Annotated in this window: 22 protein-coding genes and 1 riboswitch; of the genes, 8 read left to right on the forward strand and 14 right to left on the reverse strand. The window is 59.6% G+C overall.

From position 1 onward, the window contains the following. Window positions 1-121 precede the first annotated feature (121 nt). On the forward strand, window positions 122-1,873 hold the full coding sequence (locus DWY05_RS03690) for an ABC transporter ATP-binding protein (RefSeq protein ID WP_117820689.1): 1,752 nt from the start codon (window positions 122-124) through the stop codon (window positions 1,871-1,873). Next, a complete protein-coding gene (locus tag DWY05_RS03695; RefSeq protein ID WP_117820690.1) occupies window positions 1,866-2,612 on the forward strand; it encodes an energy-coupling factor transporter transmembrane protein EcfT in 747 nt (248 codons plus the stop codon). Before DWY05_RS03690 ends, DWY05_RS03695 begins: the two co-directional genes overlap by 8 nt. A gap of 195 nt (window positions 2,613-2,807) precedes the next feature. Here DWY05_RS03695 and DWY05_RS03700 read toward each other — a convergent pair whose 3' ends face one another. Further along, on the reverse strand, window positions 2,808-3,554 hold the full coding sequence (locus DWY05_RS03700) for an aspartate/glutamate racemase family protein (RefSeq protein WP_040358337.1): 747 nt from the start codon (window positions 3,552-3,554) through the stop codon (window positions 2,808-2,810). Between the two features lie 84 nt (window positions 3,555-3,638). Further along, complete coding sequence (locus tag DWY05_RS03705) at window positions 3,639-4,895, reverse strand: ATP-grasp domain-containing protein (RefSeq protein ID WP_117820692.1); 1,257 nt, start codon at window positions 4,893-4,895, stop codon at window positions 3,639-3,641. A 220-nt stretch (window positions 4,896-5,115) separates the two neighbouring features. On the opposite strand from DWY05_RS03705, the gene DWY05_RS03710 reads away from it, so the two are divergent. Both DWY05_RS03710 and DWY05_RS03715 read left to right on the forward strand, forming a co-directional pair. Beyond that, a complete protein-coding gene (locus DWY05_RS03710; protein ID WP_199409555.1) occupies window positions 5,116-5,748 on the forward strand; it encodes an MOSC domain-containing protein in 633 nt (210 codons plus the stop codon). 233 nt (window positions 5,749-5,981) lie between these two features. After that, window positions 5,982-7,115, forward strand: a complete 1,134-nt coding sequence (locus DWY05_RS03715; RefSeq protein WP_117820693.1) for a glucosaminidase domain-containing protein — start codon at window positions 5,982-5,984, stop codon at window positions 7,113-7,115. Between the two features lie 37 nt (window positions 7,116-7,152). On the opposite strand, the gene DWY05_RS03720 is transcribed toward DWY05_RS03715, so the two are convergent. From DWY05_RS03720 to DWY05_RS03750, 7 genes are all read right to left on the reverse strand, one after another. Next, window positions 7,153-8,532: a protein kinase gene (locus DWY05_RS03720; RefSeq protein WP_158558684.1), complete on the reverse strand. Its 1,380-nt coding sequence runs from the start codon at window positions 8,530-8,532 to the stop codon at window positions 7,153-7,155. Window positions 8,533-8,630: 98 nt separating this feature from the next. After that, entirely contained in the window at window positions 8,631-9,053 is a 423-nt protein-coding gene (locus DWY05_RS03725) for an XRE family transcriptional regulator (protein ID WP_117757340.1), read from the reverse strand. Window positions 9,054-9,085: 32 nt separating this feature from the next. Continuing rightward, window positions 9,086-9,529, reverse strand: coding sequence for an FxLYD domain-containing protein (locus tag DWY05_RS03730; RefSeq protein ID WP_035137903.1), 444 nt, complete (start codon window positions 9,527-9,529; stop codon window positions 9,086-9,088). 163 nt (window positions 9,530-9,692) lie between these two features. After that, the gene (locus DWY05_RS03735) at window positions 9,693-9,962 is read right to left on the reverse strand and encodes a hypothetical protein (protein ID WP_117820695.1); all 270 of its coding nucleotides are present in this window, start codon (window positions 9,960-9,962) and stop codon (window positions 9,693-9,695) included. Between the two features lie 83 nt (window positions 9,963-10,045). Continuing rightward, window positions 10,046-10,387, reverse strand: a complete 342-nt coding sequence (locus DWY05_RS03740; RefSeq protein ID WP_117635414.1) for a HigA family addiction module antitoxin — start codon at window positions 10,385-10,387, stop codon at window positions 10,046-10,048. Next, on the reverse strand, window positions 10,359-10,640 hold the full coding sequence (locus tag DWY05_RS03745) for a type II toxin-antitoxin system RelE/ParE family toxin (protein ID WP_117635415.1): 282 nt from the start codon (window positions 10,638-10,640) through the stop codon (window positions 10,359-10,361). The genes DWY05_RS03740 and DWY05_RS03745 overlap by 29 nt, the downstream gene beginning before the upstream one ends. Window positions 10,641-10,742: 102 nt before the next feature. Then, window positions 10,743-11,930 carry an N-acetyldiaminopimelate deacetylase gene (locus tag DWY05_RS03750; RefSeq protein ID WP_117820696.1) on the reverse strand — a complete coding sequence of 396 codons (1,188 nt, stop codon included), beginning with the start codon at window positions 11,928-11,930 and terminating at the stop codon, window positions 10,743-10,745. A gap of 145 nt (window positions 11,931-12,075) precedes the next feature. Continuing rightward, a riboswitch (Lysine riboswitch) is annotated at window positions 12,076-12,243 on the forward strand. 65 nt (window positions 12,244-12,308) lie between these two features. Between DWY05_RS03750 and dapA the strand changes: the two genes are divergently transcribed. From dapA to dapD, 3 genes are read left to right on the forward strand one after another with little or no spacing between them, the layout of a single operon-like run. After that, window positions 12,309-14,618 carry a 4-hydroxy-tetrahydrodipicolinate synthase gene (gene dapA, locus DWY05_RS10085; protein WP_117820697.1) on the forward strand — a complete coding sequence of 770 codons (2,310 nt, stop codon included), beginning with the start codon at window positions 12,309-12,311 and terminating at the stop codon, window positions 14,616-14,618. Next, complete coding sequence (gene dapB / locus DWY05_RS03760; protein WP_199409557.1) at window positions 14,611-15,351, forward strand: 4-hydroxy-tetrahydrodipicolinate reductase; 741 nt, start codon at window positions 14,611-14,613, stop codon at window positions 15,349-15,351. The genes dapA and dapB overlap by 8 nt, the downstream gene beginning before the upstream one ends. A 39-nt stretch (window positions 15,352-15,390) precedes the next feature. Continuing rightward, entirely contained in the window at window positions 15,391-16,110 is a 720-nt protein-coding gene (dapD, locus tag DWY05_RS03765; RefSeq protein ID WP_117820698.1) for a 2,3,4,5-tetrahydropyridine-2,6-dicarboxylate N-acetyltransferase, read from the forward strand. 134 nt (window positions 16,111-16,244) lie between these two features. Here the strand turns inward: dapD and DWY05_RS03770 are convergent, their stop codons facing one another. The 5 genes from DWY05_RS03770 to DWY05_RS03790 all read right to left on the reverse strand — a co-directional run bounded on the left by DWY05_RS03770 (window position 16,245) and on the right by DWY05_RS03790 (window position 23,049). Continuing rightward, the gene (locus DWY05_RS03770; RefSeq protein WP_022094136.1) at window positions 16,245-17,249 is read right to left on the reverse strand and encodes a nucleoid-associated protein; all 1,005 of its coding nucleotides are present in this window, start codon (window positions 17,247-17,249) and stop codon (window positions 16,245-16,247) included. A gap of 111 nt (window positions 17,250-17,360) precedes the next feature. Next, a complete protein-coding gene (locus tag DWY05_RS03775) occupies window positions 17,361-18,521 on the reverse strand; it encodes a DUF2974 domain-containing protein (protein WP_117820699.1) in 1,161 nt (386 codons plus the stop codon). 114 nt (window positions 18,522-18,635) lie between these two features. Further along, window positions 18,636-19,586 (reverse strand): L-lactate dehydrogenase, encoded by a 951-nt coding sequence (locus DWY05_RS03780; RefSeq protein ID WP_117820700.1) that lies wholly within the window; start codon window positions 19,584-19,586, stop codon window positions 18,636-18,638. Window positions 19,587-19,787: 201 nt separating this feature from the next. Next, a complete protein-coding gene (locus tag DWY05_RS03785; RefSeq protein ID WP_117820701.1) occupies window positions 19,788-20,951 on the reverse strand; it encodes a pyridoxal phosphate-dependent aminotransferase in 1,164 nt (387 codons plus the stop codon). A 118-nt stretch (window positions 20,952-21,069) separates the two neighbouring features. Further along, the gene (locus tag DWY05_RS03790) at window positions 21,070-23,049 is read right to left on the reverse strand and encodes an NAD(+) synthase (protein WP_233503987.1); all 1,980 of its coding nucleotides are present in this window, start codon (window positions 23,047-23,049) and stop codon (window positions 21,070-21,072) included. Between the two features lie 203 nt (window positions 23,050-23,252). On the opposite strand from DWY05_RS03790, the gene DWY05_RS03795 reads away from it, so the two are divergent. Next, window positions 23,253-24,203 carry a hypothetical protein gene (locus DWY05_RS03795; protein ID WP_117797996.1) on the forward strand — a complete coding sequence of 317 codons (951 nt, stop codon included), beginning with the start codon at window positions 23,253-23,255 and terminating at the stop codon, window positions 24,201-24,203. The last annotated feature ends 74 nt before the right edge of the window (window positions 24,204-24,277 follow it).

Below are 24,277 nucleotides of genomic sequence, written 5' to 3' on the forward strand. Positions count from 1 at the left end.
TCGGCTTTACGAGCCACCCCAACGCTCCACCAGCAAAGACTGTCCCAAACAGCTAGCTCTTGGGGACGTTCTTAAACGACTAGTCATTAAAGAACGTCCCCAATGACTATGAAAGGTATCCATGGAAACGATCATCAACGTCGACGATGTCTCGTTCTCCTATGGCACGCAGACCGAGCAGGCGCTCAGCCACATCTCGCTCAGCGTGAACAAGGGAGATTTCATCGGCATCATCGGGCCCTCGGGCGCCGGTAAGTCCACGCTTGCCGCCTGTCTGTCGGGTGCCGTGCCCCACCACTACACCGGCACGTTCTTTGGGTCCGTCATGGTTGACGACCACGACACCTGTGAAGTTTCGCTCACCGATGTGTCGCAGATCGTCGGCAGCGTGTTGCAGGACATCGACACGCAGATGGTCGCTTCGGTCGTCGAGGACGAGATGCTCTTTGGCCTCGAGAACTTTGGCGTGCCGCACGACCAGATTGAGCAGCGCGTCACCGAAACCCTCGAGACCGTGGGTATCACCGACCTGCGCGACCGCGAGATCGCCACGCTTTCGGGCGGCCAAAAGCAAAAGGTTGCCATCGCCGCCATCCTCGCCATGCGTCCGCGTGTGCTCGTGCTCGACGAACCCACCGCGGCGCTCGACCCCGCCAGCTCCACGCTGGTTTTCGAGACCCTGCGTGAGGCCAACCGTGCACTCGGCATCACCATCGTCGTCGTTGAGCAAAAGGTCGCCCTGCTCTCGGAGTACTGCAACCGCGTGCTCGTGCTCAATCATGGCGAAATCGCGCTACAGGGCGAGCCGCACGAGGTCTTCGCGCATACCGACGAGCTCCGTGCCATCGGCGTCGACTGCCCTCGCGTCACGCGTATCTTCAATAGCCTCGAAACCAATGGCCTGGTAAGCGGCACCCCTTGCTTGGATGTCGATGAGGCCGAGCGCCTGATTTCGGGCATCGTCGACCCCGCACGCGCGGCTATCGAAGCCCAGGCGCCCGCTGGTTCCCCGCATGCACCGTCGTTGCGCCCTCATGCCAAGGACGCCGAGCCCGTGCTCACCTTCGATCATGTTGAGTTTGCCTATCCCAATGGCGGCGCCGCCGTCCACGACCTCAACCTGACCCTCTATCCCGGCGAGCTCGTGGGTATCGTCGGCCAAAACGGTGCCGGCAAGACCACGCTCACCAAGCTGCTCACGGGCCTGCTCAAGCCCGCCTCGGGCAGCGTGCGCGTCACGGGACTGGATACTGCAACCGTTCCCACGAGCCGCATTGCCCGCGAGGTCGCGACCCTCTTCCAAAACCCTGACCGTCAGATCTGCAAGGACACCGTGCTCGACGAGGTCGCCTTTGGCTTGGAGCTTGGCGGCATGGACCGCGCCGAGGCCTTGCGTCGCGCCCAGCTCGTCATCGACCGCTTTGGCTTGCCGGCCGACGAGGCGCCCTTCTCGCTCTCGCGCGGTCAGCGACAAATGGTGGCACTCGCCTCTGTCGTGGTCGTAGAGCCCAAGATCGTCGTGCTCGACGAGCCCACGAGCGGCCTTGATTACCGCGAGTGCATGACCGTCATGGAAACGGTGCGCACCATGGCCGAGCGCGGTTGCGCCGTTATCATGGTCTGCCACGATATGGAAGTCGTCTCGGATTTTGCCGAGCGCATTGTGGTAATGGCCGACGGCCGCATCCTCGACCGCGGCCGCACGCACGAGCTATTCTCGAACATCGATCTCATGCGGCGTGCCTACGTGGAGCCTCCACAGGTTATTGAACTCTCGCGCCGTCTGGCATCTTCCGTCTCGCCCGCTTTTGCGCAGGTGAGCGAGGTCACCGATGTCGTTCGAATTACCAAGGAGATGGTCCACCGTGGTTAACGTCATCGACTACATGCCGGGCGATACGCTACTGCATCGCCTGAACCCCGTCGTCAAACTGGGCCTCGCCGCCGCCATCATCGTCGGCATCTTCTTGTCCGACACCTACGTAGCGCTGCTGGGCTTTTTGGCACTCACCCTTGCGCTGGGTGCCTATGCCGGCGTCGTCGACCGTCTGTTCTCGCTGCTCAAGTTGCTGATTCCGCTCGCGCTTATCATGCTGGTGCTCCAGCTGGCCTTTATGCGCGATGGCAACGTGGTGTGGGGCTTTATCACCGACACGGGCCTCATCACAGGATCGAAGGCCTGTCTGCGCCTGCTGGGCGTGGCGCTGCCACTCATCCTCATGCTCATGGTGACCAAGCTCAACGACCTTGCCAACGCCTGCGTCGAGGTGCTGCACGTACCGTATCGCTATGCCTTCACCTTTACCACGGCGCTGCGCTTTGTGCCGGTGTTTGGTCAGGAGATGAACGCCATCATGGAGGCGCAGACCGCACGCGGCGTCGAGTACGACACCAAGAACCCCATCAAGAAACTTAAGCTCATGCTGCCACTGTGCGTGCCACTGCTCATCTCGAGCGTGGGCAAGACCGATGCCACAGCCTTGGCGGCAGAACAGCGCGGCTTCTATCTGCGCACGCGCGCCAGCTCGTACAAGCGCTACCCCATCAAGGGCCTGGACATCGCCGTGCTCATCGTCAGTATCACCCTCATCGCCATCGGCTTCCTGTTCTAACCGACCAAAAAGGGACAGGTTTATTTTGGTCGGTTTTATCTGGGCAAACGTCAAGCTTGCCCTTTAAGCTCCGCTGCGCGATAGCAGCAATCAAACGCAAAAGGCCCCGGCTCGCACCAAACGAGCCGAGGCCTTTACTGTTTCACCAGATAAAACCTACCAAAATAAACCTGTCCCTTTTTGGCAGGTCGGAAGCTAGAGGCGGTAGGGGGCGCCGCTGCGGATGATGGATTCGCGCACCAGGACATCCATGGCGTCGAGGGTGATCTCGGGCATCTCTCGGTACTTTTGCAGCACCGAGAGCTCGGTGCAGGCCAGAATGACGCGGTCGCAGCCGCTACGGGCGAACTCCCACATCACGCGGTCGAACTTATCCATATCGGGCTCACGTCCGGCCTTCACATCATCGTAGATAAGCGACATCACATCGTTCTGACGTTTCTCGCTGGGATAGACGACCTCAACACCCGCAGCCTTACATTCGCGGCCGTAGACGCCCGCGCCCACGGTGCCATCGGTTCCCATAATGCCAATCTTGTGCACCGGCTCGGCCGGCATACTCAGGTTGGGATCGAACTCGCACTCCCCCATCACCGCACCGGCCAGAGCATAGCGCACCGACTCACGCGGCATGTGGATAATCGGCACCTTCGTAAACGACTGGATCTGGTCGTAGAAGTAGTGTGACGTGTTGCAGGGAATGGCAATGTGCGCACAGCCCAGCGACTCGAGTGCCTGGGCACACTCTTTCATGGTCGCCAGCAGCTTGGCATGCTCGCCGGTCTTAATGGCCAACGTGCGGTCGGGCATGGTCGACTTGGAGAGCACCACCATGTCGATATGTTCCTGATCGCAGGCAGCAGCCGTATGACGCACCACCTGGTCGTAGTAATACGACGTGGCCTCGGCGCCCATGCCACCGATAACTCCCAGCTTTTCCATCGCCGCCTCCTTGGTGACGCTTGCACAATTGCGCGTATCATACCCGTGCCCGCCCGATGCAAACCGGACGGGCGCCGTGCTCATCTACTTGTAATACGTCTTGAACAGCTTAAAGTGGCGCAGCTTGGTGTGCCACATGCGCAGCCAGCGGTTAAAGACAAAGTCGCCCTTCATAAACGAAGGGTCGGCGCCCTTGCCTTCCTTGTCCAGGCGATGCACCTTAGCGCGCAGCTCGGGATCCTTGACGTATTTGTCGACGACGCCCATGGGGACGACCATCCACAGCGCCTCGTCCTGCGCCGTCACAAACTCCGGCTCAAACGGGCGGTTGAACACATACTCGTCCACCACATACTTGGCAACGTTAAAGCCACTGTTAGTGACATAGTAGTTGCTGCGACCCTGACGCGTGTTGAAATCGAAGAACTTAAACGAGCCGTCGCGCTCGTCGTACTTAACGTCAAAGTTGGAATAGCCCACAAAGTGAAGGTCCTCGAGCAACTTGCGCACGCCATCCATAAGCTCGTCATTGGGCTCGGTGATGATGCAGGCGTGATTACCGACGCCATGGGGCTGATGCTCCTCGAGCAGCACGTGACCCAGGCACATCATGCGGACCTTGCCGTTGCGGTCGGAATAGCTGGTGAGCACGCGCATGTACTCGTCGTTGCCGGGCACGCGATCCTGCAAGATCAGATCGTCGGTGTAGCCGCTGGCATACGAATCGCGAATGACCTGTTCCAACTCAGCGCGGTCGGCAATCTCATAAGCCTTCTTCTGGCCCTCGAACTCGTGCTGCCACCACATGATGCCGTCAGAAGGCTTCAGAATCATCGGGTAGGGAAAATCGATCTGGTCGAGCACTTCGGCAGGCGCCTCGCCTTGGGCGTTCAGCATCGCCATGGTGAAGGTAAAGGTATGCGGATAGGGCACGCCATGCTTCTCGCACAGCTCGTAGAAGATCTCCTTCTTCTGGCACTGCTCGAGCATGCTGTAGGGTGCGTAGGGAGCGACGATGTTATCCGCCAGCTCATGAGCATCCTTGGCCTGAGCCACGAGGGCAACATAGTTGTCGCCACAGCCCACAAGGACAATCGTCTTGTCGGCATGCGCTTGGGCAATGCCGTTGACGGTTTTGAGCATCACGGGCATGGTGTCGATATCCACGTTGGGCGTGTAGTCGATAATCTGGCTGCGGTACGCGGGACCCGTCTGGTACTTGCCAAAGACCAGACTCTTGACCTGGTACTCCTCGTAGAAGGCGCGCGCCACCGAATAGGCGTTGATGTCGCCACCGAGCAGCACGGGAATGAACTCGCGCTCTGTAAATTGCAATGCCATGGAAACTTCCTATCATGAACTGCCCACACAACGGGCGGTCTTTGCGCAACTGATTTATTTTAGCGTGCCAAGCCGCCGGCGCCCAAAGCTCCACCGTATCTATGGCACTCAACGTAATCGTCCAGCACGAAGACGGCGCTCACCGTTGTATGACAATGGGCAATGAACCCACCGTTGTTGTAGGATTCAACATGTTGCCCGCTCCGTCGAAAGGTGCACCGTGCCCCAGGCTCATCCGATCAACAACCCCATCATTGACGCCGCTAAGCGCGAACTTGCGGATCGTGCCCAGACGGCAGCTCCCCTACGCACCGCAAACGATGCTTACAACGGGCCCGCCCGCATCGTCTCAATCAACACGTCGGAGCACAAAGGCACGCGTAAGTCACCCGTCGCCGACGGGCACGACACCGTCATCGAGCAGTTTGGCCTCGCCTCCGACGCACACGCCGGGCATTGGCACCGTCAGGTTTCCTTTTTGGCCGCAGAGTCCATCCAGACGGCGCAGGCCCGCGGGCTCGATGTACGCAAGGGTGACTTTGGGGAGAACTTCACCACGCAAGGCATCAATCTACTCTCGCTCCCCTTGGGCACGCAGCTCAAGCTTGGCAGCGAGGTGCTTGTCGAAATCAGCCAAATCGGCAAGGTCTGCCACACCCGTTGCGCCATCTACTATCTCGCCGGCGACTGTATCTTTCCCCACGAGGGCGTTTTCGGCGTGGTACTAAAGGGCGGAGAGGTCAACGCCGGCGACGAAATCCATGTAGTCAAACTCGGTGACGGCACCTGTTCGTTCACCCCTGCCGAGGCCCTCGAAGAGATTGAGCAGGCTCGTCTCGAAGGAACCCTGTAGTTGCAAAACCCCACGTGAGGGCAATTTTTACAGCCAAAAATCCTCACAAACAGGGTTCCGTAACGTTAAAGTTGAACTCTATGGTTTCTCAACAATTCATCATAACTGCAGGTCAAAGCCAAAGCCTCAAGTTCAACTTGACCCTTTGGAACCTTTAAGGTTCAAGTTGAGGTCGAAAGCAGTAGTAGAATACCGTTCGAACCATAACCTACGATTGATTGCAGAGGGACTGGATGCAGCATTCGAATCATCGCACCGCAGCGCTCATTGCGTCGAAGCCGGCTCGTATCATCACGAGCGCCGCGCTCGCCGTTGCGCTGACGGCCACACCGATGCTCTCCCCCGTTGCGGCGTATGCCGCCTCGCAGGCAACGCAGGACCAGCTTTCCGCAGCCCAGCAGAAGATCGAAGCCGCCACGAGCGCCTACAACGACGCCCGCACCAAACTCGATGACCTGCAAAAGCAGATTGACTCCAATGAGGCAAGCATCGAGGAAATCGAGGCCAAGCTTCCCGAGCAGCAGGCCAAGGCAAGCTCTGCCATGCGCGATCTGTACAAGTATCAGAAGGGCACCAATCCCATCGTGAGCTTCCTGGTCAACGCGCAGAGCCTGGGTGAGTTCATCACGACCTGCAAATACACCAACCAGATCACGAGTTCGAGCGTCGACGAGATCGAAGAGCTCAATAACATGCAAACCGAACTCGAGCAGAACAAGGCTGAGCTCCAGCAGGCCAAGTCTCAGCTTGAGGCAGAGCAGAAAAACGCCGAGGATGCGCTGGCGCAGGCCCAGCAGCTCCGCAGCGAGGCACAGGCAAAAGCCGAGCAGGAAAATGCCGCCGAGCTTGCCAAGCTTGAGGCCGATAAGGCCGCTGCCGCCGAGAAGCTCTCGGGCGAGGGCGTAAGCGGCAGCAATTCCAGCAGCCAGGCCACCAACACCAACACCACCATCGACACCACGGTGAACAGCTCCAATACCGGTAGCTCCGATTACGATTCGTTCATTAATGAGTGGACGAGCCGCATCGACAACTATCTCGCCGGCTCCCCCATGGCAGGCCAGGGCTATAACTTTGCCGTCGCCGCCTGGAATACCGGTGTCGACCCCCGTTGGTCCCCCGCCATCGCCTGCATCGAGAGCACCAAGGGTGCTTATTGCGCCAATTCTTATAACGCCTGGGGCTGGAGTGCACGTGGCGGCGGTTGGCGCAGCTTTGGCAGCTGGAGCGAGGGCATCTCCGCTCACGTTGCCTATCTGGGGGCCAACTACGGCTCCACCCTTACCCCGGCAGCGGCCAAAAAGTACTGCCCGCCCACGTGGCAGGACTGGTACAACAAAGTCGCCGCTCAGATGAACCGCATCTAAGTGCAACTGCAAAGGGCCCCAATGGGGCCCTTTTCTTTTAGGTAGCGGAGGTATCGACGACGCCGGTCGCATTGGCAACCGCGACTATGACGATCATGCATAGGAGCAGCACACCCAATGCCTTGAGCCAGAGTTTCGCGAGCTTCTTGCCGCGATAGCTGTCGAGCAGTGCGAATCGCCGACGAAGACGGCGCTTATCGAGCAGCGCAAAATGCATAAGCACCATAAGGCCATCGACAAAGAAAAAATACTCGATTATGAGAAGCCACGTCGGGTAGCTTTGGTTTGCTCCCGTGGGGTGAAAGACGGCAAAGTGACTTCCGGCAAAGAACACAAGCAGTGAGAAGCAGACGAGCGTATTCCAAATACGCCCCAGAGACTCCGGAACGCGAGAGAGCAGACCGCATGCAGCGGAGGCGGCAGGCCTAGGAAGCCCTGCGGGGTTCTGGAGCCCTTGGGACGTCAACGCCGTCTCCGAGGCCGGAGCACGGACAAGCACAGGCGCAGGAGGCCGCACGGGGCGACTTAGATCGTATGCCGCGCGCGTCGCCCGTCCCAACGCTTCCGCGCTCGCAAAACGCTTGGCCGGGTCGAGCGCCATCGACATGCAGACGGCATCGGCAAGTGGAGTGGGAATGCCGCGCGCCTCGCATTGCTCGCGCATGTCGAGCCCTGGTTTAGGGTCGACTCCCGTCAAGCAGAAGAACAACAGGGCGCCAAGTGCGTAGACGTCGCTTCGCACGCTCGTCTGCCCAAACCCATACTGCTCGGGCGGCGCATAGGGCCGTGTCCCAAACTTGACGGTATCGGCATCGGCGCCATCGCGCCATACGCGCGCGATCCCCAAGTCGATAATCACCAGCGATGAAAACGTCAGGCCGTCATCAGGCGTATAGTTGGCACCTGTCACGATGATATTCGACGGCTTGAGGTCGCGATGGATCACCGGCGCCGACGTCTCCCCCGCCATTGCAAAACCGGTGTGGAGCTCGCCCACGGCATCGCATAGGGCAGGATACAATTCACGCGCATAATCGGGGGTGGCTCCCAGACGGTACACCAGCGCCCCGAGCGTCTCCCCTTCGATGTATTCCATAACCACGTTGAGCTCGTCGCCCACACGACGACAATCGACGATTCTGGGCAGGTGCTCAAAACGCCTGCCTGCCCGCTGAGCGGCAAACAGACGCTCGTATGCCCCGCCGATTTGAGCCGAAGCATCGATGCGTTTACGGACAAAGGGGCCGAGCGAACCACCGCCGGTTCCTTCAAAGTACACAAGCTCGGTTGTTTCAACGGACGAGCGCTTAAGTACACGCTCCACGCGATAGCTGTCGTCACGATCGAGCGACGCCAGGTGCTCGGCAAGCGCTGCGGTCAGCTCATCATCGTAATATGTTGGGGTCTGATTATCCATAGCCTCCATCATAGCGCAGGGCGCAGACACCCCATGGCATCCGCGCCCCGTTCGTTTGCATCGTTGTTCGGCAGCTCCGCCGGCTCAGATATCAGCCGCTAACTCACCGTCTCCTCGCCAAAGCGATACAGCTCCTCGTTGACCTTTTGGAGGCTGCACCCGCGATCGATACAGAAGATGATGATCGCATCGCGACGGTCCTTGCAGTTAAGGACGCTTACCCCGGCAGCCGTCAGCGCACGGTTAGTCTCTTTGAGCGTCAGCGCCATCGCAAAGGCAATCTGCAGCACCTTATTGCGGCTCGGATGACGCGCACCGGTAAAGATCTGATAGCCAAAGGTCTCATTGAGATCGGCCATACGAACCACGCGCGAGCGCTCCAAGCCCTTTTCCTGCAGCAGTTGCTTCAGGTAGTCCGAAAGCGACGGGGTGGCAAAGTCGTGCTCCTTGATATAGCCATCGATGTTTGGCGCGTCGAGAAGCTCATTGAGTAACTCGTCAGTCAGCTTTTTATCGGGCATACGGCCTCACCTCCCCCAGTGCATGCAACATGCTAGAAACCGCTTACGTCCGAACGCTCCCAGCTAGCAACCTGGTCGGGAGACACCGTACCCAGCGCCTCGAACTTCCAGGAGCCGCCCGCCTTCAGATGATTGGTGTTTGCAAGAGCCGTTCCAACCTGGTTGCCATCGGCATCATACAGAACATATTCAATCTGAATGTAGCTCTTTTCCTTGTCCGTGTTATTGGTCAGCGTGCCCGTGATCTTATAGGTAAACTGATTGGAAGTGTCTTCAGCCTCGTCAGCAATGGTATACGGTTCTTGCGGTTCTTTTTGCTCCTCAGCCTGCTGTGTCGTCTCGGCAGGTTTTGCCGAATCGCTCGCAGACGAATCGGTTGAGTTGCCGCCCATAGAGCCCACGGCACCGACAATAACCAGCACCACGATGATGCCTAGGACAATCTTGCCGATCGGCTTCTTTCCCTCTTTTGCCATTATTCATCCTTCCTACGATCCGGCTACCGTGCCGGCACACAGCACATCGTAGGAAGGATTGAACTTGAATTCATTAGCTGAGAGCTAAGGTTGCGGTAAACGGCCAATGCAGTTATCCAAACGCCGAGCAAACGCACTTTGCGCGACCGTCTGCCAGCAGTGATCAACCCACAGTGACAGATTCCCCGGTAAAAGCACTGATCATCAACAGGACAAAGAAAACAAGGTAGCTGACACTCAGCAGGTACGCAATGATCAGAAAGACGACCCAGCCGACATTGGTTTTACCGTCGGCACGGCGTTGCTCGCGATTGCGGCAGAGCCAAATCGTCACGCCGATGGCAGTGATAAACAGCACGAGCGCCGCCGCGGCAAGCCCAGCAAGCGCAAACATCACGCCAATGCTCACAGCAATAACCGGAAGCAGCAGCAAACCGCACCCGCATCCACCCGGACTATATACGGCAGACTGTCGGCGTCGCTTCATCGCCGCGCCACCCCCATCATCTCTGAGCACTACAGTGCGATGGCCTGCTGAACAGGAACGATCTTATCGAGTTCCGGTTCGATCCGCCTTTTCTCGGCCTCAAGGTCAAACGCCATCTGAGCGCGCAGCCAATAACCATCCGTCAGGCCAAAATAACGGCAAAGACGGAGGTCGGTGTCGGCCGTCACGCGACGTTTTCCCAAGACAATCTGCCCGATACGCTGAGCCGGAATCCCGGTCTCTTTCGCAAGGCGATATTGAGAAATGCCCATGGGAACAAGAAACTCCTCTTTGAGAAGCTCACCAGGAGTCACTGGCGACAGCAAATCGGCCGAGGTCTCATCACTTGTGATAATCGACGATTTCGACATTCCAAGCCATCTCCTGTCTCCACTCAAAACAGACCCGATAGCGCTCGTTAACACGGATGCTATATTGCCCGGCACGATCGCCCTTCAAAGCTTCCAGGCGGTTGCCCGGTGGAACGCGAAGATCATCAAGCGAAGCACAAACCTGCAGTTGGCGAATCTTCCTCAACGCAACACGCTCAAAGGGCACGAACTTCCTGACCCGCACACCCATGGCAAAGCGTTCGGTATCCTCATCTTTATACGATGCAATCATAGTATCGCCTTACGTTAGTAACGTCAAACGTTTCTATAGACTTACATCTCTATTATATCGTACGTTTGTTCGTATTTTCTAGAACAAATAGTCCTTCACGCCTTAGTCAAGCAAAAGCAATCGTTTGTAGACATCGAGGCCTTTGAGTAGGATTTCCTCGTCGAAGAGCATACTATCGGTATGCAGAGCGCTTGTGGCATAGGCGGGGCAGCCATCCGAATCACTCGGGTTGTCTTGGTCCTCTGGCATACCCGTGCCCAGCAGGAAAAATACGCCCGGCAGATGACGTTGATAGAACGCGAAATCCTCGGCAATCAGCAGCGGCTCGTCCACGAGCTGTAACTCGGGCAGAGCAGGCGCGATTCGATCAAACAACTCGGGGTCGTTGTCGACCGGCGGATAGCCCTCGGCAAAGTCGAGATCGTACGTGCAGCCCGTTGCAGTGCATGCCTCATCAAGCACGCGGCGCACACCCTCGCGTGCACGGTCGAACATGCCGTCCGTAAACACACGCAAGCTGCCGGCCACATGGGCCTCCCCCGCCACCGCGTTGCAGACGGTACCGGCCTGCAGCAGGCCAAACTTGCCGATACAGGGCTCGTCGGTGCCCAGTTCGTCCATCAGCTCGCGCTCGGTAACCAAAAACTTCGCTGCCGCCAACGCGGCATCGTGTGACTCCTCAACCGGCACACCATAGGTCTTAGCAATATGGATACTCGTACCGTGAATATGGATATGCGTCTCGCTCGAACGCGCCAGCAGCGGACCAGAACAACTCGCCAGCGTGCCGGCAGACAGATCGGGCCACACATGGAAGCCAAAAATGCGGTCGGCCCCATAGCGCTCGAACACACCACTCTCGCATACCGTCTTGGCACCACCGGTCGTTTCCTCGGCCGGCTGGAACACAAAAAGCACGTTGCGTTTAAGTGAACCCGGCTGCTCGCGAATCGTGCGGTCGACATACGTCGCGGCGGCGAGCGCCATGGCCATGTGTCCGTCGTGCCCGCAAGCGTGCATCTTGCCGGGATGAGACGAGGCGAAGGCCGTACCCGTCGCCTCGGCAATGGGCAGCGCATCCATATCCGCACGAATCGCCGTGGCATGCGTGGCACCAACGCCAGCGTCAAAGAAAGCGCAGACGCAGCTGGGGCACGGATGGGTCACCTCGCAGGCAAGCGACGCCAACACGCCCTCGATATAGGCAATAGTCTGCGGAAGATCGAAGTCGAGCTCCGGGATCCTGTGCAAGTCGCGCCGATAGCGACGGAGTTCTTGGAGCTCGGTCATAGAGGTTCCTTTCATTGGTGTGCGCCGGTTGCTATCTATTGTGCCGCAAGATTGCCATACCCTTATTTCCAGCATATCCCTGCATTTTTTAAACGTTATATACGAATACTCTTGTTTGGTAAAGTGCAACGTGGTAGGGTCGTTACCACTTGATAGAGGCGCGGGCACGAAGAACCGCGGGCGAGCCGGCAGGCTTTGACCCCGTGGGGAGGCGAAACCCGCCGAACTGGGTTTTCGGGCACGAACAACCTGGTGGGCCTGTGGGAAACACCCACAGGACTGTCTGCAGCAATGCGGGAGCGCTATCCGGACATTGGGTCCACGCTATGCGGATTCGATGCGCAGATGGCGCCGTCTGGATAGCGAGGTTTACGGGACATGGCATTGACCCCCAACGAGGCATATGCGGCCAAGCAGCCGTTTGTGGACAAGGAGACGCTCGAGCATATCGTCGAGCAGTTCCCCACGCCGTTTCATCTATACGACGAGGCGGGCATCCGCCGCAACATGCAAGAAGTGCGCGACGCCTTTGCATGGAACCCGGGCTTTAAGGAATACTTTGCCGTCAAGGCCAACCCCAACCCGGCGCTCATCTCCATTCTCAACGAATACGGCTGCGGCTGCGATTGCTCGAGCTATACCGAGCTCATGATTGCCCGCTCGCTGGGTATCACGGGACACGACATCATGTTCTCGTCCAACGATACGCCGGCTGCCGACTTTGAGCTCGCCGACAAACTGGGTGCCATCGTCAACTTTGACGACATCAGCCACATCGAGTTCTTTGAGCACGTTGCGGGGCCAATCCCCAAGACGGTCAGTTGCCGCTTTAATCCAGGCGGCTTGTTCCAGCTCTCCAACGGCATCATGGACAATCCGGGCGACTCCAAGTACGGCATGACCACCGAGCAGCTCTTCGAGGCCTTCCGCACGCTCAAGGCCAAGGGCGCCGAGCGCTTTGGCATCCACGCATTCCTTGCCAGCAACACCGTCACCAACGACTACTACCCCAAGCTCGCGCGCATCCTCTTTGAGCTTGCCGTGCGCCTGGAGCGCGAGACCGGCGCACACGTCGCCTTCATCAACCTATCCGGCGGCGTCGGTATCCCCTACCTGCCCGAGCAGCAGGCCAACGACATCCACGCCATCGGTGAAGGGGTGCACACGGCCTACGACGAGATTCTGGTTCCCGCCGGCATGGGCGATGTGGCAATCTGTACCGAGATGGGCCGCTTTATGATGGGCCCCTATGGGTGCCTGGTCACCAAGACCATCCATGAGAAGCAGATCTACAAGGACTATATCGGCGTGGACGCCAGTGCCGTTGACCTTATTCGTCCCGCCATGTATGGCGCCTACCACCACATTACGGTGATGGGCCAGCCGGGTGGTGACGACAAGACCACAGCGCCCGCTACGGACACCTACGACATCACGGGCAACCTATGCGAGAACAACGACAAGTTCGCTATCGATCGCAAGCTGCCGCATATCGACATGGGTGACCTGCTTGTAATCCACGATACCGGCGCGCATGGCTATTCCATGGGCTACAACTACAACGGACGGCTGCGCTCCGCCGAGGTCCTGCTGCGCCCCGATGGCTCGGCCGACCTCATTCGTCGCGCCGAGCGCCCGGGCGACTACTTTGCCACGCTCGACGTGCTGCCGTGCGGCCGCGAGCTGCTGGCAAAGTCGCGCGCCGAAAGCGCCCGTCGCCGTGCCCAGGACGAACGCCTGGCCGTCGCCGCCCAATGGAACAAACGCATCCAGATCGCGGAGGCGAAGGAGAAGAACATGGATATCCGCAATCTCGAGGGCTCAATCGTCGCCCTTGTCACGCCGTTTAAAAAGGACGGCAGTGTCGACTTTGACGCGCTTGAGCGCCTTATCGATTTCCACCTGCAAAATGGCACTGACGCCATCCTCACCCTGGGCACCACCGGAGAGAGCGCCACGATGACCGATGACGAAGACAACTCCGTCGTCGCCGCCGTTGTCAAGCATGTTGCAGGACGCGTCCCCGTCATCGCCGGCTCGGGCTCCAACTCCACGCAAACCATGCTCACCAAGTCGCTCACTTACCAAGGCCTGGGCGCCGACGGCCTGCTGCTCATTACCCCCTACTACAACAAGTCTAACGAAGAGGGCATCTACCAGCACTTTAAGACCGTCGCCGATGCCGTGGACATCCCCTGCATCCTGTACAACATCCCCGGCCGCTGTGGCTGCGGTATCAGCGAGCGCAACGTAGAGCGCTTGGCCGCGCACCCCAACATCATCGGCATCAAGGAGGCCTCGGGCAACGTCGCCTACGCGGCCAAGATCGCCCACCTGCTGTCAGACGACTTCCGCATGTACTCGGGCGAGGATGCACTCACCGTGCCGCTCATGAGCCTAGGCGCTTCGGGTACCATCAGCGTGTGGGCCGACGTACAGCCGCAGCTCGTGCACGACATGTGCCGCGCTTATCTGGACGGCGACGTAGCGCGCGCCCGCGATATCCAGATTGCCGCACAACCGCTCATCAACGCCCTCTTTAGCGAGGTCAACCCCATCCCCGTTAAGGAAGCGCTCGCCCAGATGGGCATGATCGAGGCAAACTACCGCATGCCGCTGTGCCCCATGGCAGACGACACGCGCTCCGCACTTACCGATGCTCTGAAGGGAGCTGGTCTGCTTGATTAAGACCGTCATTATGGGAACGGGCCGCATGGGCTCGCTCATCCGCACTACCGCCGAGGGCATTGTCGACGCCGCCGGTCAGCCCGTTTTTGATATCGTGGCCCAGATTGGCTTCGATTTGAGCGAGCTCGAAAACGCACCGGCTGCCGATGTGATTATCGACTTCTCGAACGTCGTGACCTTCGATGCCGTCGTCTCCTATGTCGAGCGCACGGGCGCCGCACTCGTTTCCGGCACCACGGGCTATTCACCTGAGCAAATGGACCGCCTGCGTGAGCTGGGCCAGAACACCCGCGTTATGCACTCGGGCAATTACTCCATCGGCATCGCAGCCCTGCGTCATCTAGTGGCCCAGGCCACACGCGAGCTGCCCGGCTTTGACTGCGAGATCGTCGAGACGCACCACAACCAAAAGGTCGACGCCCCGAGCGGCACCGCCAAGCTACTGCTCGACGCCGTCGTCGAAGCTGAACCCGAGGCAGGCTACCACCCCGTCTATGGCCGCGAGGGCATGTGCGGCGCGCGTGGCCCCAAGGAGATCGGAATGCACTCGCTGCGCGGCGGCACCGTCGCCGGCGTGCACGAGGTTAGTTTCTTTGGCCAGGACGAGGAGGTCACGCTCACCCACCGCGCCACGAGCCGTCAGATCTTTGTCAACGGCGCCTTGGCAGCCGCGCAGAAGCTCGTCACCCACGAACCCGGCTTCTATACGTTCGACAAGGTCATGTTTGCCTAACCGGGTATCAACCGAATCCACCCAAAGGAGAGATAGCAAATGAGCAACGCAGCCGAGATGGATGCACAAGAGATTATCAACTACATCGCCACCGCGCCCAAAAAGACGCCCGTCAAGCTGTACGTGCGCGAGAAGCCGGGCATGAAGGTTGCCTGGGGCAACGCACATGTCTACGGCGGTCGTCGTGGCAAGACCGTCTTTGGCGACTGGGATGAGCTTAAGGCCATCCTCGATGCCAATGCCGATTCCATCGATTACTACGACGTTGAAAACGATTGCCGCAACTCCGCCGTGCCCATGCTCGACCTTAAGGGCATCAACGCCCGCATCGAGCCGGGCGCGATCATCCGCGACCGCGTCGAGATCGGCGACCGTGCCGTCATCATGATGGGCGCCATCATCAACATCGGCTCCGTTATCGGCGAGGGTTCCATGATCGATATGGGCGCCGTGCTGGGCGGTCGCGCCACCGTGGGCAAGAACTGCCACATCGGCGCCGGCACCGTGCTGGCAGGCGTTGTGGAGCCCGCCAGTGCCACGCCCGTCATCATCGAGGACGATGTCATGATCGGCGCAAACGCCGTGGTCCTGGAGGGCGTGCGCGTGGGCAAGGGCGCTGTCGTTGCCGCCGGCGCCGTGTGCGTCGAGGACGTCCCCGCCGGCGCCGTCGTGGCCGGTGTCCCCGCCCGCGTCATCAAGATGCGCGACGAGAAGACCGACAGCAAGACCGGCCTGGAAGAGGGCCTGCGCCAGCTTTAATAGTTACGCGGTTTTGACAAACCGCGTTTTCGCTGACTTATGCTCAACCAGTAGCGTAATTCAGCCCCAAGTAAAAAGGCCGAAGCCCTCATCCGGGGCTTCGGCCTTTATTTTTTGCAGCGTCCAAGCGCAGTTTATCGATTCTCAATTGACCCGATATTCTTGAGTTCGATGGAGATGAGGCCGTTGGGCTCATTGACGAACTCGATGTACTCGGAGTTCGAACCCATCTCGGCCGGGAAGCTGATCTCGATGCCCGTGTCGGTACGGATCTTGTGATTGCGCACGGCCGCGCGCTCAACTTGCTTGCGCTCCACGGGAACGCGCTCAGGCACCTTCTCCTCAGTCAGTGCCGCGCGCACGCTCTCCTTGATAACCGGTTCGTCCTCAAAGACCTCATCGACGATATCCCAAGGCGGCAGCTCCTCGTCATCCTCGACTTTCTCGGCAACGGCAGCCTTGACCTTGGCGAGCGCCACGGCCGTATTGGCACCGTGCTCCTCGGCGACTTCCTCGACCACGCGCGTCACGGTGTCGATGACCTCCTTGCCCGACACGCCCGTATCGCACTGCAGCAGACCGTCGGGAATGAGCATACGGTCTTCGCCGGCAATCTTGCGCTTCTTGTCCACGTAACCGATCTCCATGGTGCTCGCACGCACGATGGCATAGCTCGGCACCTTTTGCGAGGGGTTTGGCAGAATAGCGTAGTGGCGCGCGATGTCGTTGCGCACCTCCCCCTCCTCGCGGCCCACCTCGTGCATAAAGGCCTGTTTGGAGCCCAGCAGCATCACGGCAAACCAGCGGGCATCCTCGTCGTCGTCAAAGTCGGCCACGAGCACATCGGTGGACTCGGCTTTTTCGGCCTTGGTAAGCTCGGAGGAAATGAACTCCGCAATCTGCTGCGACAGGTCTACGAACTCGCGCTCGCCAAAGAAATAGCCCTTGAGCTCGCCGCCAAACGCAGAGTTCTCGGCAAACGTGGCGCGCTTATTGTCGGCCGAGGTTCGTGCGCGGCGCAGATGCGTGGTCACAAAGTTGCGCACGGTACGGCTCTCGATATCGAGCTCGCGCTGGCTCATGACGTTGACGGCAGAGTCAAAGTCCAGGATATGCAGAATCGCGTGATTGATTTTCATATACGGCATTCCGTTCTAGATCGATTTCGGCACGAACCAGTATAGCGGTCGAGCCCGCCCCAGGCGCATCGAAGCTTGATGCATCGGGGACAGGTTGCTTTGCACCAATGGTTAGCGCAGGAGCTCGGACTGCCAAGCCTCGAGCTGTTCTGCCAAACTCTTGCCGGCAGCGGGCATGTCGATCTGAGGTCGTTTGGGCAGCAGTGCGCATTTAAGGATTGCCGCGATGGTCTGCGAGACAAAGCGTCGCGTATCCTCGTCAAAGCCTTGCGCAGCCTGGAGCATCACGGGCAGGCTCTCGCGCAGATTTCCGGCGATATCCGCAAACCGCTCAGCACCCGTAGCCTCAAACACGGAGAACAACGCATCTACAAAACGCTCGCGCTCGCTAGGTGACACTGCAAGCAACATCTCGCGAATGGAGCCATCAACGTATCGAGCACCGGCGGACAGGCGCTCACAGTACACGAAGTCGCGACCATCAACCACCCAGCTAAAGGGATTATGCTGCAGCAGGCTGAACTCGGTGCTCTCAACGATGGCATAGTCCTCCTGTGTCTCGAACATCATGCCAAAGATCGACGACCGAGGTAGCGTCTTGTCGATTCGACCGGAAAGATCGGCAAAGGCGTTGCCGTTCAGAAACTCCTCGACGAAGCCCGGACCATCATGGGAATACACCCGTTCAATTCGCTCACGGGCGACATCGGAACACATCGCTGCACCGTACACCGCAAGGTTTCCACCCTTGGAATGACCTCCGCACAAAAGCGGCCCGTCAATCGCATCCACCGCCTCGTCCACATAACGCGCCGCGGATTCCTGGGCCGGCACAGGACACCGGAATGCCATGTTAAAGTCCTCTTTCCAGCCCACAATCGTACTGTCGGTCCCCCGGAAGGAAAGATAACTAAACCCCGCCGGAAACCGGAACGCCATGGCTGCAAACTGCTCTGTCGCCACCACATCGCTCACGGCACGATAGCCGCAAACGCGCACGCCACGGTAACGAGGGCTTGCTGCCACGGCCTCCAACAAGGCCCTGCTCCCCTCTGGGTCCCACAAGTCACCAATCATGTCCCGGTAGCACTCGGCACGCAGCAACTCGCGTACGTCTAGGCCCTGCCAGTCCGTCAGCTCCGCCATATCACCCGGCAAACGCAAATAGGACAACCACGCAAAGACCAGGCTATCCACCGCACAGAACGGCTGCTCCTCAAACGGATAAAACGCCGTCTGGGCATAGGTCAAAAAATTAGGCGAATCCGACATGGCCCTCCCATCAACTATGCTGCATTGGGGTCAGGTTACTTTGCACCAAAAAGGCGCCCGGGCCGTGTGGGCTCAGACGCCTTCATTGTAGCTTTTCGCTCTAGCGAGCTTGATTTAGCAGGAGAAGTCGACGCCGTCGATGATGTCCTTGAGGGCCTTGGCGGAGGCGGTGAGCTCATGCTGTTCGTCATCGTTCAGCGGCACGGGGACGCGGCAGACAACGCCATCGCGGCCAACGACCGTCGGCATGGAGATAGCAAGATCGGACAGACCGTACTCACCCACCATGAGCGAGGAAACGGGCAGAACAGTCTGCTCGTCGCGCATGACGGCAGTGCAGATGCGCTTGACGGCCATGGCGACGCCGTAGTAGGTGGCGTGCTTCTTCTCGATGATGGTGTAAGCGGAGTTCTTGACGTCCTCGGCGATGCGCTTCTCGGCGGCCTCGTGCTCCAGGTGGCCGTGAAGCTCGCAGAAGGTGTTCAGCGGCACGCCGGCAACCTGGGCGCTGGACCAAGCGACAAACTCGGAGTCGCCGTGCTCGCCCATGACGTAGGCCTGAACGTCGCGCGGATCGACCTCGACGTGGGCGCCGAGCATCTGCTGCAGACGACCGGTGTCGAGCACGGTGCCGGAGCCGATGACATGGCCCTCGGGCAGGCCGGACATCTTGATAGCGGCGTAGGTCAGCACGTCGACCGGGTTGGAGACGATGAGCAGAATGCCGTCAAAGCCGGACTTCTTAATCTCGGGGATAATGGACTTGAAGATGTTGACGTTCTTGTTGACCAGGTCCAGGCGAGTCTCACCGGGCTTCTGGGCAGCGCCAGCGGTGACGACGATCATGGCGGCGTCGGCGACATCGGAATAATCGCCGGCGTAGATCTTCATCGGCTCGGCAAACGTCATGCCGTGCGCGATATCCAGGGCCTCACCCTCGGCACGGTTCTTGTCCACGTCGATGAGGACCATCTCGGAGAACAGACCACTCTGCATCAGTGCGAACGCCGAAGACGAACCGACGAAACCGCAGCCGACAATAGCGACCTTCTTCTCGTTAACCATTAGAAACTCCCATCTCTCTCCACAAACAAGCCGCCCGGGAACGACCCGAGCGGCTTGCCGTAATCCCAATACATCCAATCGGGACTTTGATTATGCTCCTATTCGCAGCCAAAAATCGACCGTTTACCGAAATTGTTTGCAGTATTCGTAAAATAACTGCACGAAATCGGTTTCGAGCTATTGACGAGTCGAAATACCTTTCTAATACAGGCCCGCCTCGCGAATGGCCTCGACAGCCAAAGCGATCTGGTCGGGCGGCAGGACCAGCGCCATGCGCACGTGCCCCTCGCCCGAAGGACCAAAGCTCGCGCCCGGCGTCACCACAACGCCGGCCTTCTCCATGAGCTCCTCGCAAAACGCCATGGAATCGGTGCGACCACCGGGAAGCTTGGCCCACACAAACATAGAGCCATGCGCGTTGGGACGCTCCCAGCCCAGGCCCTCAAGACCGTCGCACAGGGCATCGCGGCGCTCCTGGTACTTCAGACGCTGTGCCTCGACCTCATCGCGCGGACCGTTCAGGCAGGCGATGGCGGCCTTCTGAATCGGGAAGAACATACCGAAGTCGATCTGGCCGCGCAGCTTGGCAAAGGCCGAGACCACATCCTCTCGGCCGACCAAAAAGCCGATACGCGCACCGGTGACGTTAAACGACTTGGAGAGCGAGAAGAACTCAACGCCCACCTCGAGCGCGCCGGGATACTGCAAGAAGCTGCCGCCCGGCTCGCCGTCGAACACGATGTCGGAGTATGCGTTGTCATGGACGATGAGCAGGTCGTGCTCGCGGGCGAAAGCGATAATCTCCTCGTAGACCTCGGGCGTACCCACCGAGCCGACCGGGTTCGCGGGCAGCGACACGATCATATACTTGGCACGATCGGCAACCTCGGGATCGATGCCCGCCACATAGGGCAGGTAATTATGCTCGGCAACCAGCGGATAGTATTCGAGCTTGGCATCGGCGATCTTGGCACCCGCCTCAAAGACCGGGTAGCACGGATCGGGAACCAGAATGGTGTCACCCGGATTGAGCAGGGCCAGGCCCAAATGGCCCACGCCCTCCTGCGTGCCGTTGCACGACTGCACCATAGACGGCGTAATGCCCGAAACGCCAAAGCGACGCTCATAGTAATCGCACACGGCTTGCTTGAGTTCGGGCAGGTCGCGCAGGGCATACTTCCACATCTCGGGATCTTGGGCTGCCTGCGTGAGCGCCTCGACCACGTGGTCGTACGGCTTAAAGTCGGGCGTGCCCACGCTCATGTTGTAAATGGTCTTGCCCTGAGCCTTCAGCGCGAGAAGCTTGTTGTTGAGCGAGGCGAAGACCTCCGCGCCAAAGCGGTCGAGACGCTGCGATGCCTGCATGGTGCCACCTTTCGATATGAAAAACGCGGCGCTCCGACAAGAGCGCCGCGTGATACGGGTCATCAGATTGCAAAAGTGTAACGCTTGCAACCCCCGTATTGGTTCAATTTAGCCAACCTTAGTCAACTGGATTGAGCGCGTCGATCTGCGCAAGCCACAGACGCGAGCTGGCGTCACTCGGCATACGCCAATCGCCGCGCGGGCTGAGCGTCACCGAGCCCACCTTGGGACCATCGGGCAGGCAGCTGCGCTTAAACTGCTGGGCAAAGAAGCGACGGTAGAACGTACGTAGCCACGTGTGGACGGTCTTGGCGTCGTAGACGCCCTCGAAGCTCTTGAGCGCCATGCGATAGATCTTGCCCGGCTCAAAGCCAAAACGCAGCAGGTAGTAGAGGAAGTAGTCGTGCAGCTCGTACGGGCCCACCAAATCCTCGGTCTTCTGCGCAATCTCGCCGTCGCCCGTGGGCGGCAGAAGCTCGGGGGAAACCGGCGTATCGAGGATATCGAGCAAAACCTCGGCAATACGCCCGCCAAAGACATCAGCCGCATAGCGTACCAGATGACGCACAAGCGTCTTGGGCACGCTCGCATTGACGGCATACATGCTCATGTGGTCTCCGTTATAGGTAGCCCAGCCGAGCGCCAGCTCCGACAGGTCGCCCGTACCGATGACAAAACCGCCAGCCTGGTTGGCCAGATCCATCAGAATCTGCGTGCGCTCGCGGGCCTGGCTGTTCTCGTAGGTCACGTCCTGCACGGTCGGATCGTGCTCAATGTCCTTGAAGTGCTGCTCCACGGCCGCGTGGATCGAAACCTCGCGGAAGCTCACACCCAAGTCACGAGCGAGCGACTCGGCATTCGACTTGGTGCGGTGCGTCGTGCCAAAGCCGGGCATGGACACGGCCGTGATGCCCGTGCGCGGCAGGCCCAAGGCGTCGAACGCACGCACGGTCACGAGGAGCGCCAGCGTGGAATCAAGGCCGCCCGAAAGGCCGATGACGGCCGCCTTGGTACCCGTATGGGCAAGGCGGGTCTTGAGGCCCGCGGTCTGCAGGTCGAGGATGGTCTCGCAGCGCTCAGCCAGGTCACCATGGTCGGCAGGCACGAAGGGCGCGCGGGGGAAGACGCGGTCGATATCGCAGGCATCGCGCAGGACAGGTTCTTCGGCCAGCACGCCCTCAAACGAAAACTCAACGGTCGTGGGCTCCGGAGCATCGTCCGCGCGTGTCCACGTCGTCGAGCGACGGCGCTCAGCCACCAGGCGGTCAAGGTCAACGTCGGCGATGGCCATATCGCAGGTAAGCAGTTTGGTCGCGGCGAGCTTGGAGCCGTTTTCGTAGACGAGGTTCTCGCCCGCAAAGACCATATCGGTCGTGGACTCGCCCTCGCTCGCGTCCGCGTAGGCATAGGCGCAGTACAGGCGCGCGCTCTGGTTGGAAATGAGGCTGCGGCGGTAATCCGCCTTACCGATAATCTCGTCCGAAGCCGACGGATTGAGGATTACCGTCGCACCGGCAAGCGCCATCTCGGTCGAAGGGGGCGCCGGCACCCACAGGTCCTCACAGACCTCAACGCCCAGCACCAGGTCCTCGGCGTCCTCATCACAACAACGGTAGACAAGCCCCGAACCCAGCGGGACCGGACCCTGACCGGCAAATTCAACCCACACGGGATCCGCAGGCGCCGGAGCAAACCAACGGCGCTCATAGAACTCGCCATAGTTGGGCAGATACTTCTTGGCCGTGAGACCCAAAAGCTCGCCCGCGCAGCACACGGCGGCGCAGTTGTAGATATTCTCGGCAACTGTAACGGGAAGACCGACAGTAAAGACAATCGGCAGCTCACGAGTCTCGTCGAGGATATGCACCAGAGCAGCCTCGCAGGCATGAAGCAGCGTGCGGTTATGGAACAAATCGGCCGCGGTATAGCCGCACAGGTTAAGCTCGGGCAGCACCAACGCACGAACGCCGCGCTCAGCAGCCTCGCGAACAGCCGCCAGCGCAACCTCGGCATTGCCCTCGACATCGGCCACGCGAATCCGCGGCGACGCCGCCGCCACACGCAAAAAGCCATCAGACTGAGAAAGGTGAAGATTCATAAGAATGCTCCCGTGCGTAGACGCCATTCACAACAATTAGCAAGCTCTATTGTAGTTCAACCGCCGGGTGCAACCGCATCCCACCAACTTGGTGAGCTATTGATGAGTTGATGGTATCTGTTAAATGTCACGTACGATTCACATCTGATGGGTACCCTGATGGCTGCATGAAACGAAGCAGATTTACATCGGGAGGGCCCCGTATGACAACCAAGTACACCGATGCGCCGCGCACGCGCGTCATGACACCGGCCGCGCTCAACAACGGCGTTCACGAAAACCATTCCATCGGACAGACCATGGCCATCGCGCCCAAAAAGGGCCTGTTCGATGACATTTCCATTCCTCAGATCATCGCCGGCGCCGCAGCCGCGGCCACAAGCGTGGCGCTTGCCTCCAAGATCGGTATCGCCGGATCGGTAATCGGCGCCGCCGTGAGCTCGGTCATCACCGTTGTGTCCTCGCAGATCTATCGCCACTTTATCTCCGCCAGCGCCGAAGCAATCAAGGGCACGCATGCCGCTGTCGACTACCCTGCCGGCGCCTATGAGCCCGTTGAGTTTGATGCCGAGGAGCACCTGGGCGGCGCCGCGACTACACAGGAGATGCGCCAGATTGCGGGGCGCGCGACCACGGCGCGCGTCGCCCCCAACAGCCTGCGCGCCAAGGCCGCTGCAGAGCGCAGCCAAACGCAAAAGAAGGTCATCATCTTCTCGATCGCTATCGCCATCGTCGCGGTCATCGCCTGCGCCGGCGCCATCCTTATCACCACTGCCGGTGAGGGTCTGGGCGAGCGTCCCGAGCCAATCCTGTCGTCGCGCACGACCGAGAGCGATGCAAATGGCAACACCCAGTCGCAGGATCAGCAGACACAGACGGACGACACGCAAGACAGTTCTGCCTCTGCCAATTCGTCCTCGAACACCCAAAACCAATCGCAGGGCACCGATTCCTCTACGGCCAACAGTGGCACGCCGTCCGGCACGACCGACTCAAGCCAAACGACCGACGATTCTCAGCCGAGCACGGGCGACCAGACGAGCGACACCACGTCGGGAACGGGTACAACAAACAGCAGCAACAGCAATTCGAGTGGCACCACATCGGGCACGGCATCTGACAGCTCAAGCCAAGGCACGACATCGGGCAACTAGGCACTGCATCCCCAGATAGGTAACCTGTACAACGGGCGCGAATCGAAAGCGGTTCGCGCCCGTTTGCCTTGGGC

The organism is Collinsella sp. AF23-4AC, from assembly GCF_003462685.1.
Lineage (GTDB): Bacteria > Actinomycetota > Coriobacteriia > Coriobacteriales > Coriobacteriaceae > Collinsella.

What these genes read in the sequence shown, in the direction of transcription:
- DWY05_RS03690 (WP_117820689.1), top strand. Translation starts at nt 122, where the DNA reads ATGGAAACGATCATCAACGTCGACGATGTCTCGTTCTCCTATGGCACG.
- DWY05_RS03700 (WP_040358337.1), bottom strand. Translation starts at nt 3,554, where the DNA reads ATGGAAAAGCTGGGAGTTATCGGTGGCATGGGCGCCGAGGCCACGTCG.
- DWY05_RS03705 (WP_117820692.1), bottom strand. Translation starts at nt 4,895, where the DNA reads ATGGCATTGCAATTTACAGAGCGCGAGTTCATTCCCGTGCTGCTCGGT.
- DWY05_RS03715 (WP_117820693.1), top strand. Translation starts at nt 5,982, where the DNA reads ATGCAGCATTCGAATCATCGCACCGCAGCGCTCATTGCGTCGAAGCCG.
- DWY05_RS03720 (WP_158558684.1), bottom strand. Translation starts at nt 8,532, where the DNA reads ATGGATAATCAGACCCCAACATATTACGATGATGAGCTGACCGCAGCG.
- DWY05_RS03725 (WP_117757340.1), bottom strand. Translation starts at nt 9,053, where the DNA reads ATGCCCGATAAAAAGCTGACTGACGAGTTACTCAATGAGCTTCTCGAC.
- DWY05_RS03730 (WP_035137903.1), bottom strand. Translation starts at nt 9,529, where the DNA reads ATGGCAAAAGAGGGAAAGAAGCCGATCGGCAAGATTGTCCTAGGCATC.
- DWY05_RS03740 (WP_117635414.1), bottom strand. Translation starts at nt 10,387, where the DNA reads ATGTCGAAATCGTCGATTATCACAAGTGATGAGACCTCGGCCGATTTG.
- DWY05_RS03745 (WP_117635415.1), bottom strand. Translation starts at nt 10,640, where the DNA reads ATGATTGCATCGTATAAAGATGAGGATACCGAACGCTTTGCCATGGGT.
- DWY05_RS03750 (WP_117820696.1), bottom strand. Translation starts at nt 11,930, where the DNA reads ATGACCGAGCTCCAAGAACTCCGTCGCTATCGGCGCGACTTGCACAGG.
- dapA (WP_117820697.1), top strand. Translation starts at nt 12,309, where the DNA reads ATGGCATTGACCCCCAACGAGGCATATGCGGCCAAGCAGCCGTTTGTG.
- dapD (WP_117820698.1), top strand. Translation starts at nt 15,391, where the DNA reads ATGAGCAACGCAGCCGAGATGGATGCACAAGAGATTATCAACTACATC.
- DWY05_RS03770 (WP_022094136.1), bottom strand. Translation starts at nt 17,249, where the DNA reads ATGAAAATCAATCACGCGATTCTGCATATCCTGGACTTTGACTCTGCC.
- DWY05_RS03775 (WP_117820699.1), bottom strand. Translation starts at nt 18,521, where the DNA reads ATGTCGGATTCGCCTAATTTTTTGACCTATGCCCAGACGGCGTTTTAT.
- DWY05_RS03780 (WP_117820700.1), bottom strand. Translation starts at nt 19,586, where the DNA reads ATGGTTAACGAGAAGAAGGTCGCTATTGTCGGCTGCGGTTTCGTCGGT.
- DWY05_RS03785 (WP_117820701.1), bottom strand. Translation starts at nt 20,951, where the DNA reads ATGCAGGCATCGCAGCGTCTCGACCGCTTTGGCGCGGAGGTCTTCGCC.
- DWY05_RS03790 (WP_233503987.1), bottom strand. Translation starts at nt 23,049, where the DNA reads ATGAATCTTCACCTTTCTCAGTCTGATGGCTTTTTGCGTGTGGCGGCG.
- DWY05_RS03795 (WP_117797996.1), top strand. Translation starts at nt 23,253, where the DNA reads ATGACAACCAAGTACACCGATGCGCCGCGCACGCGCGTCATGACACCG.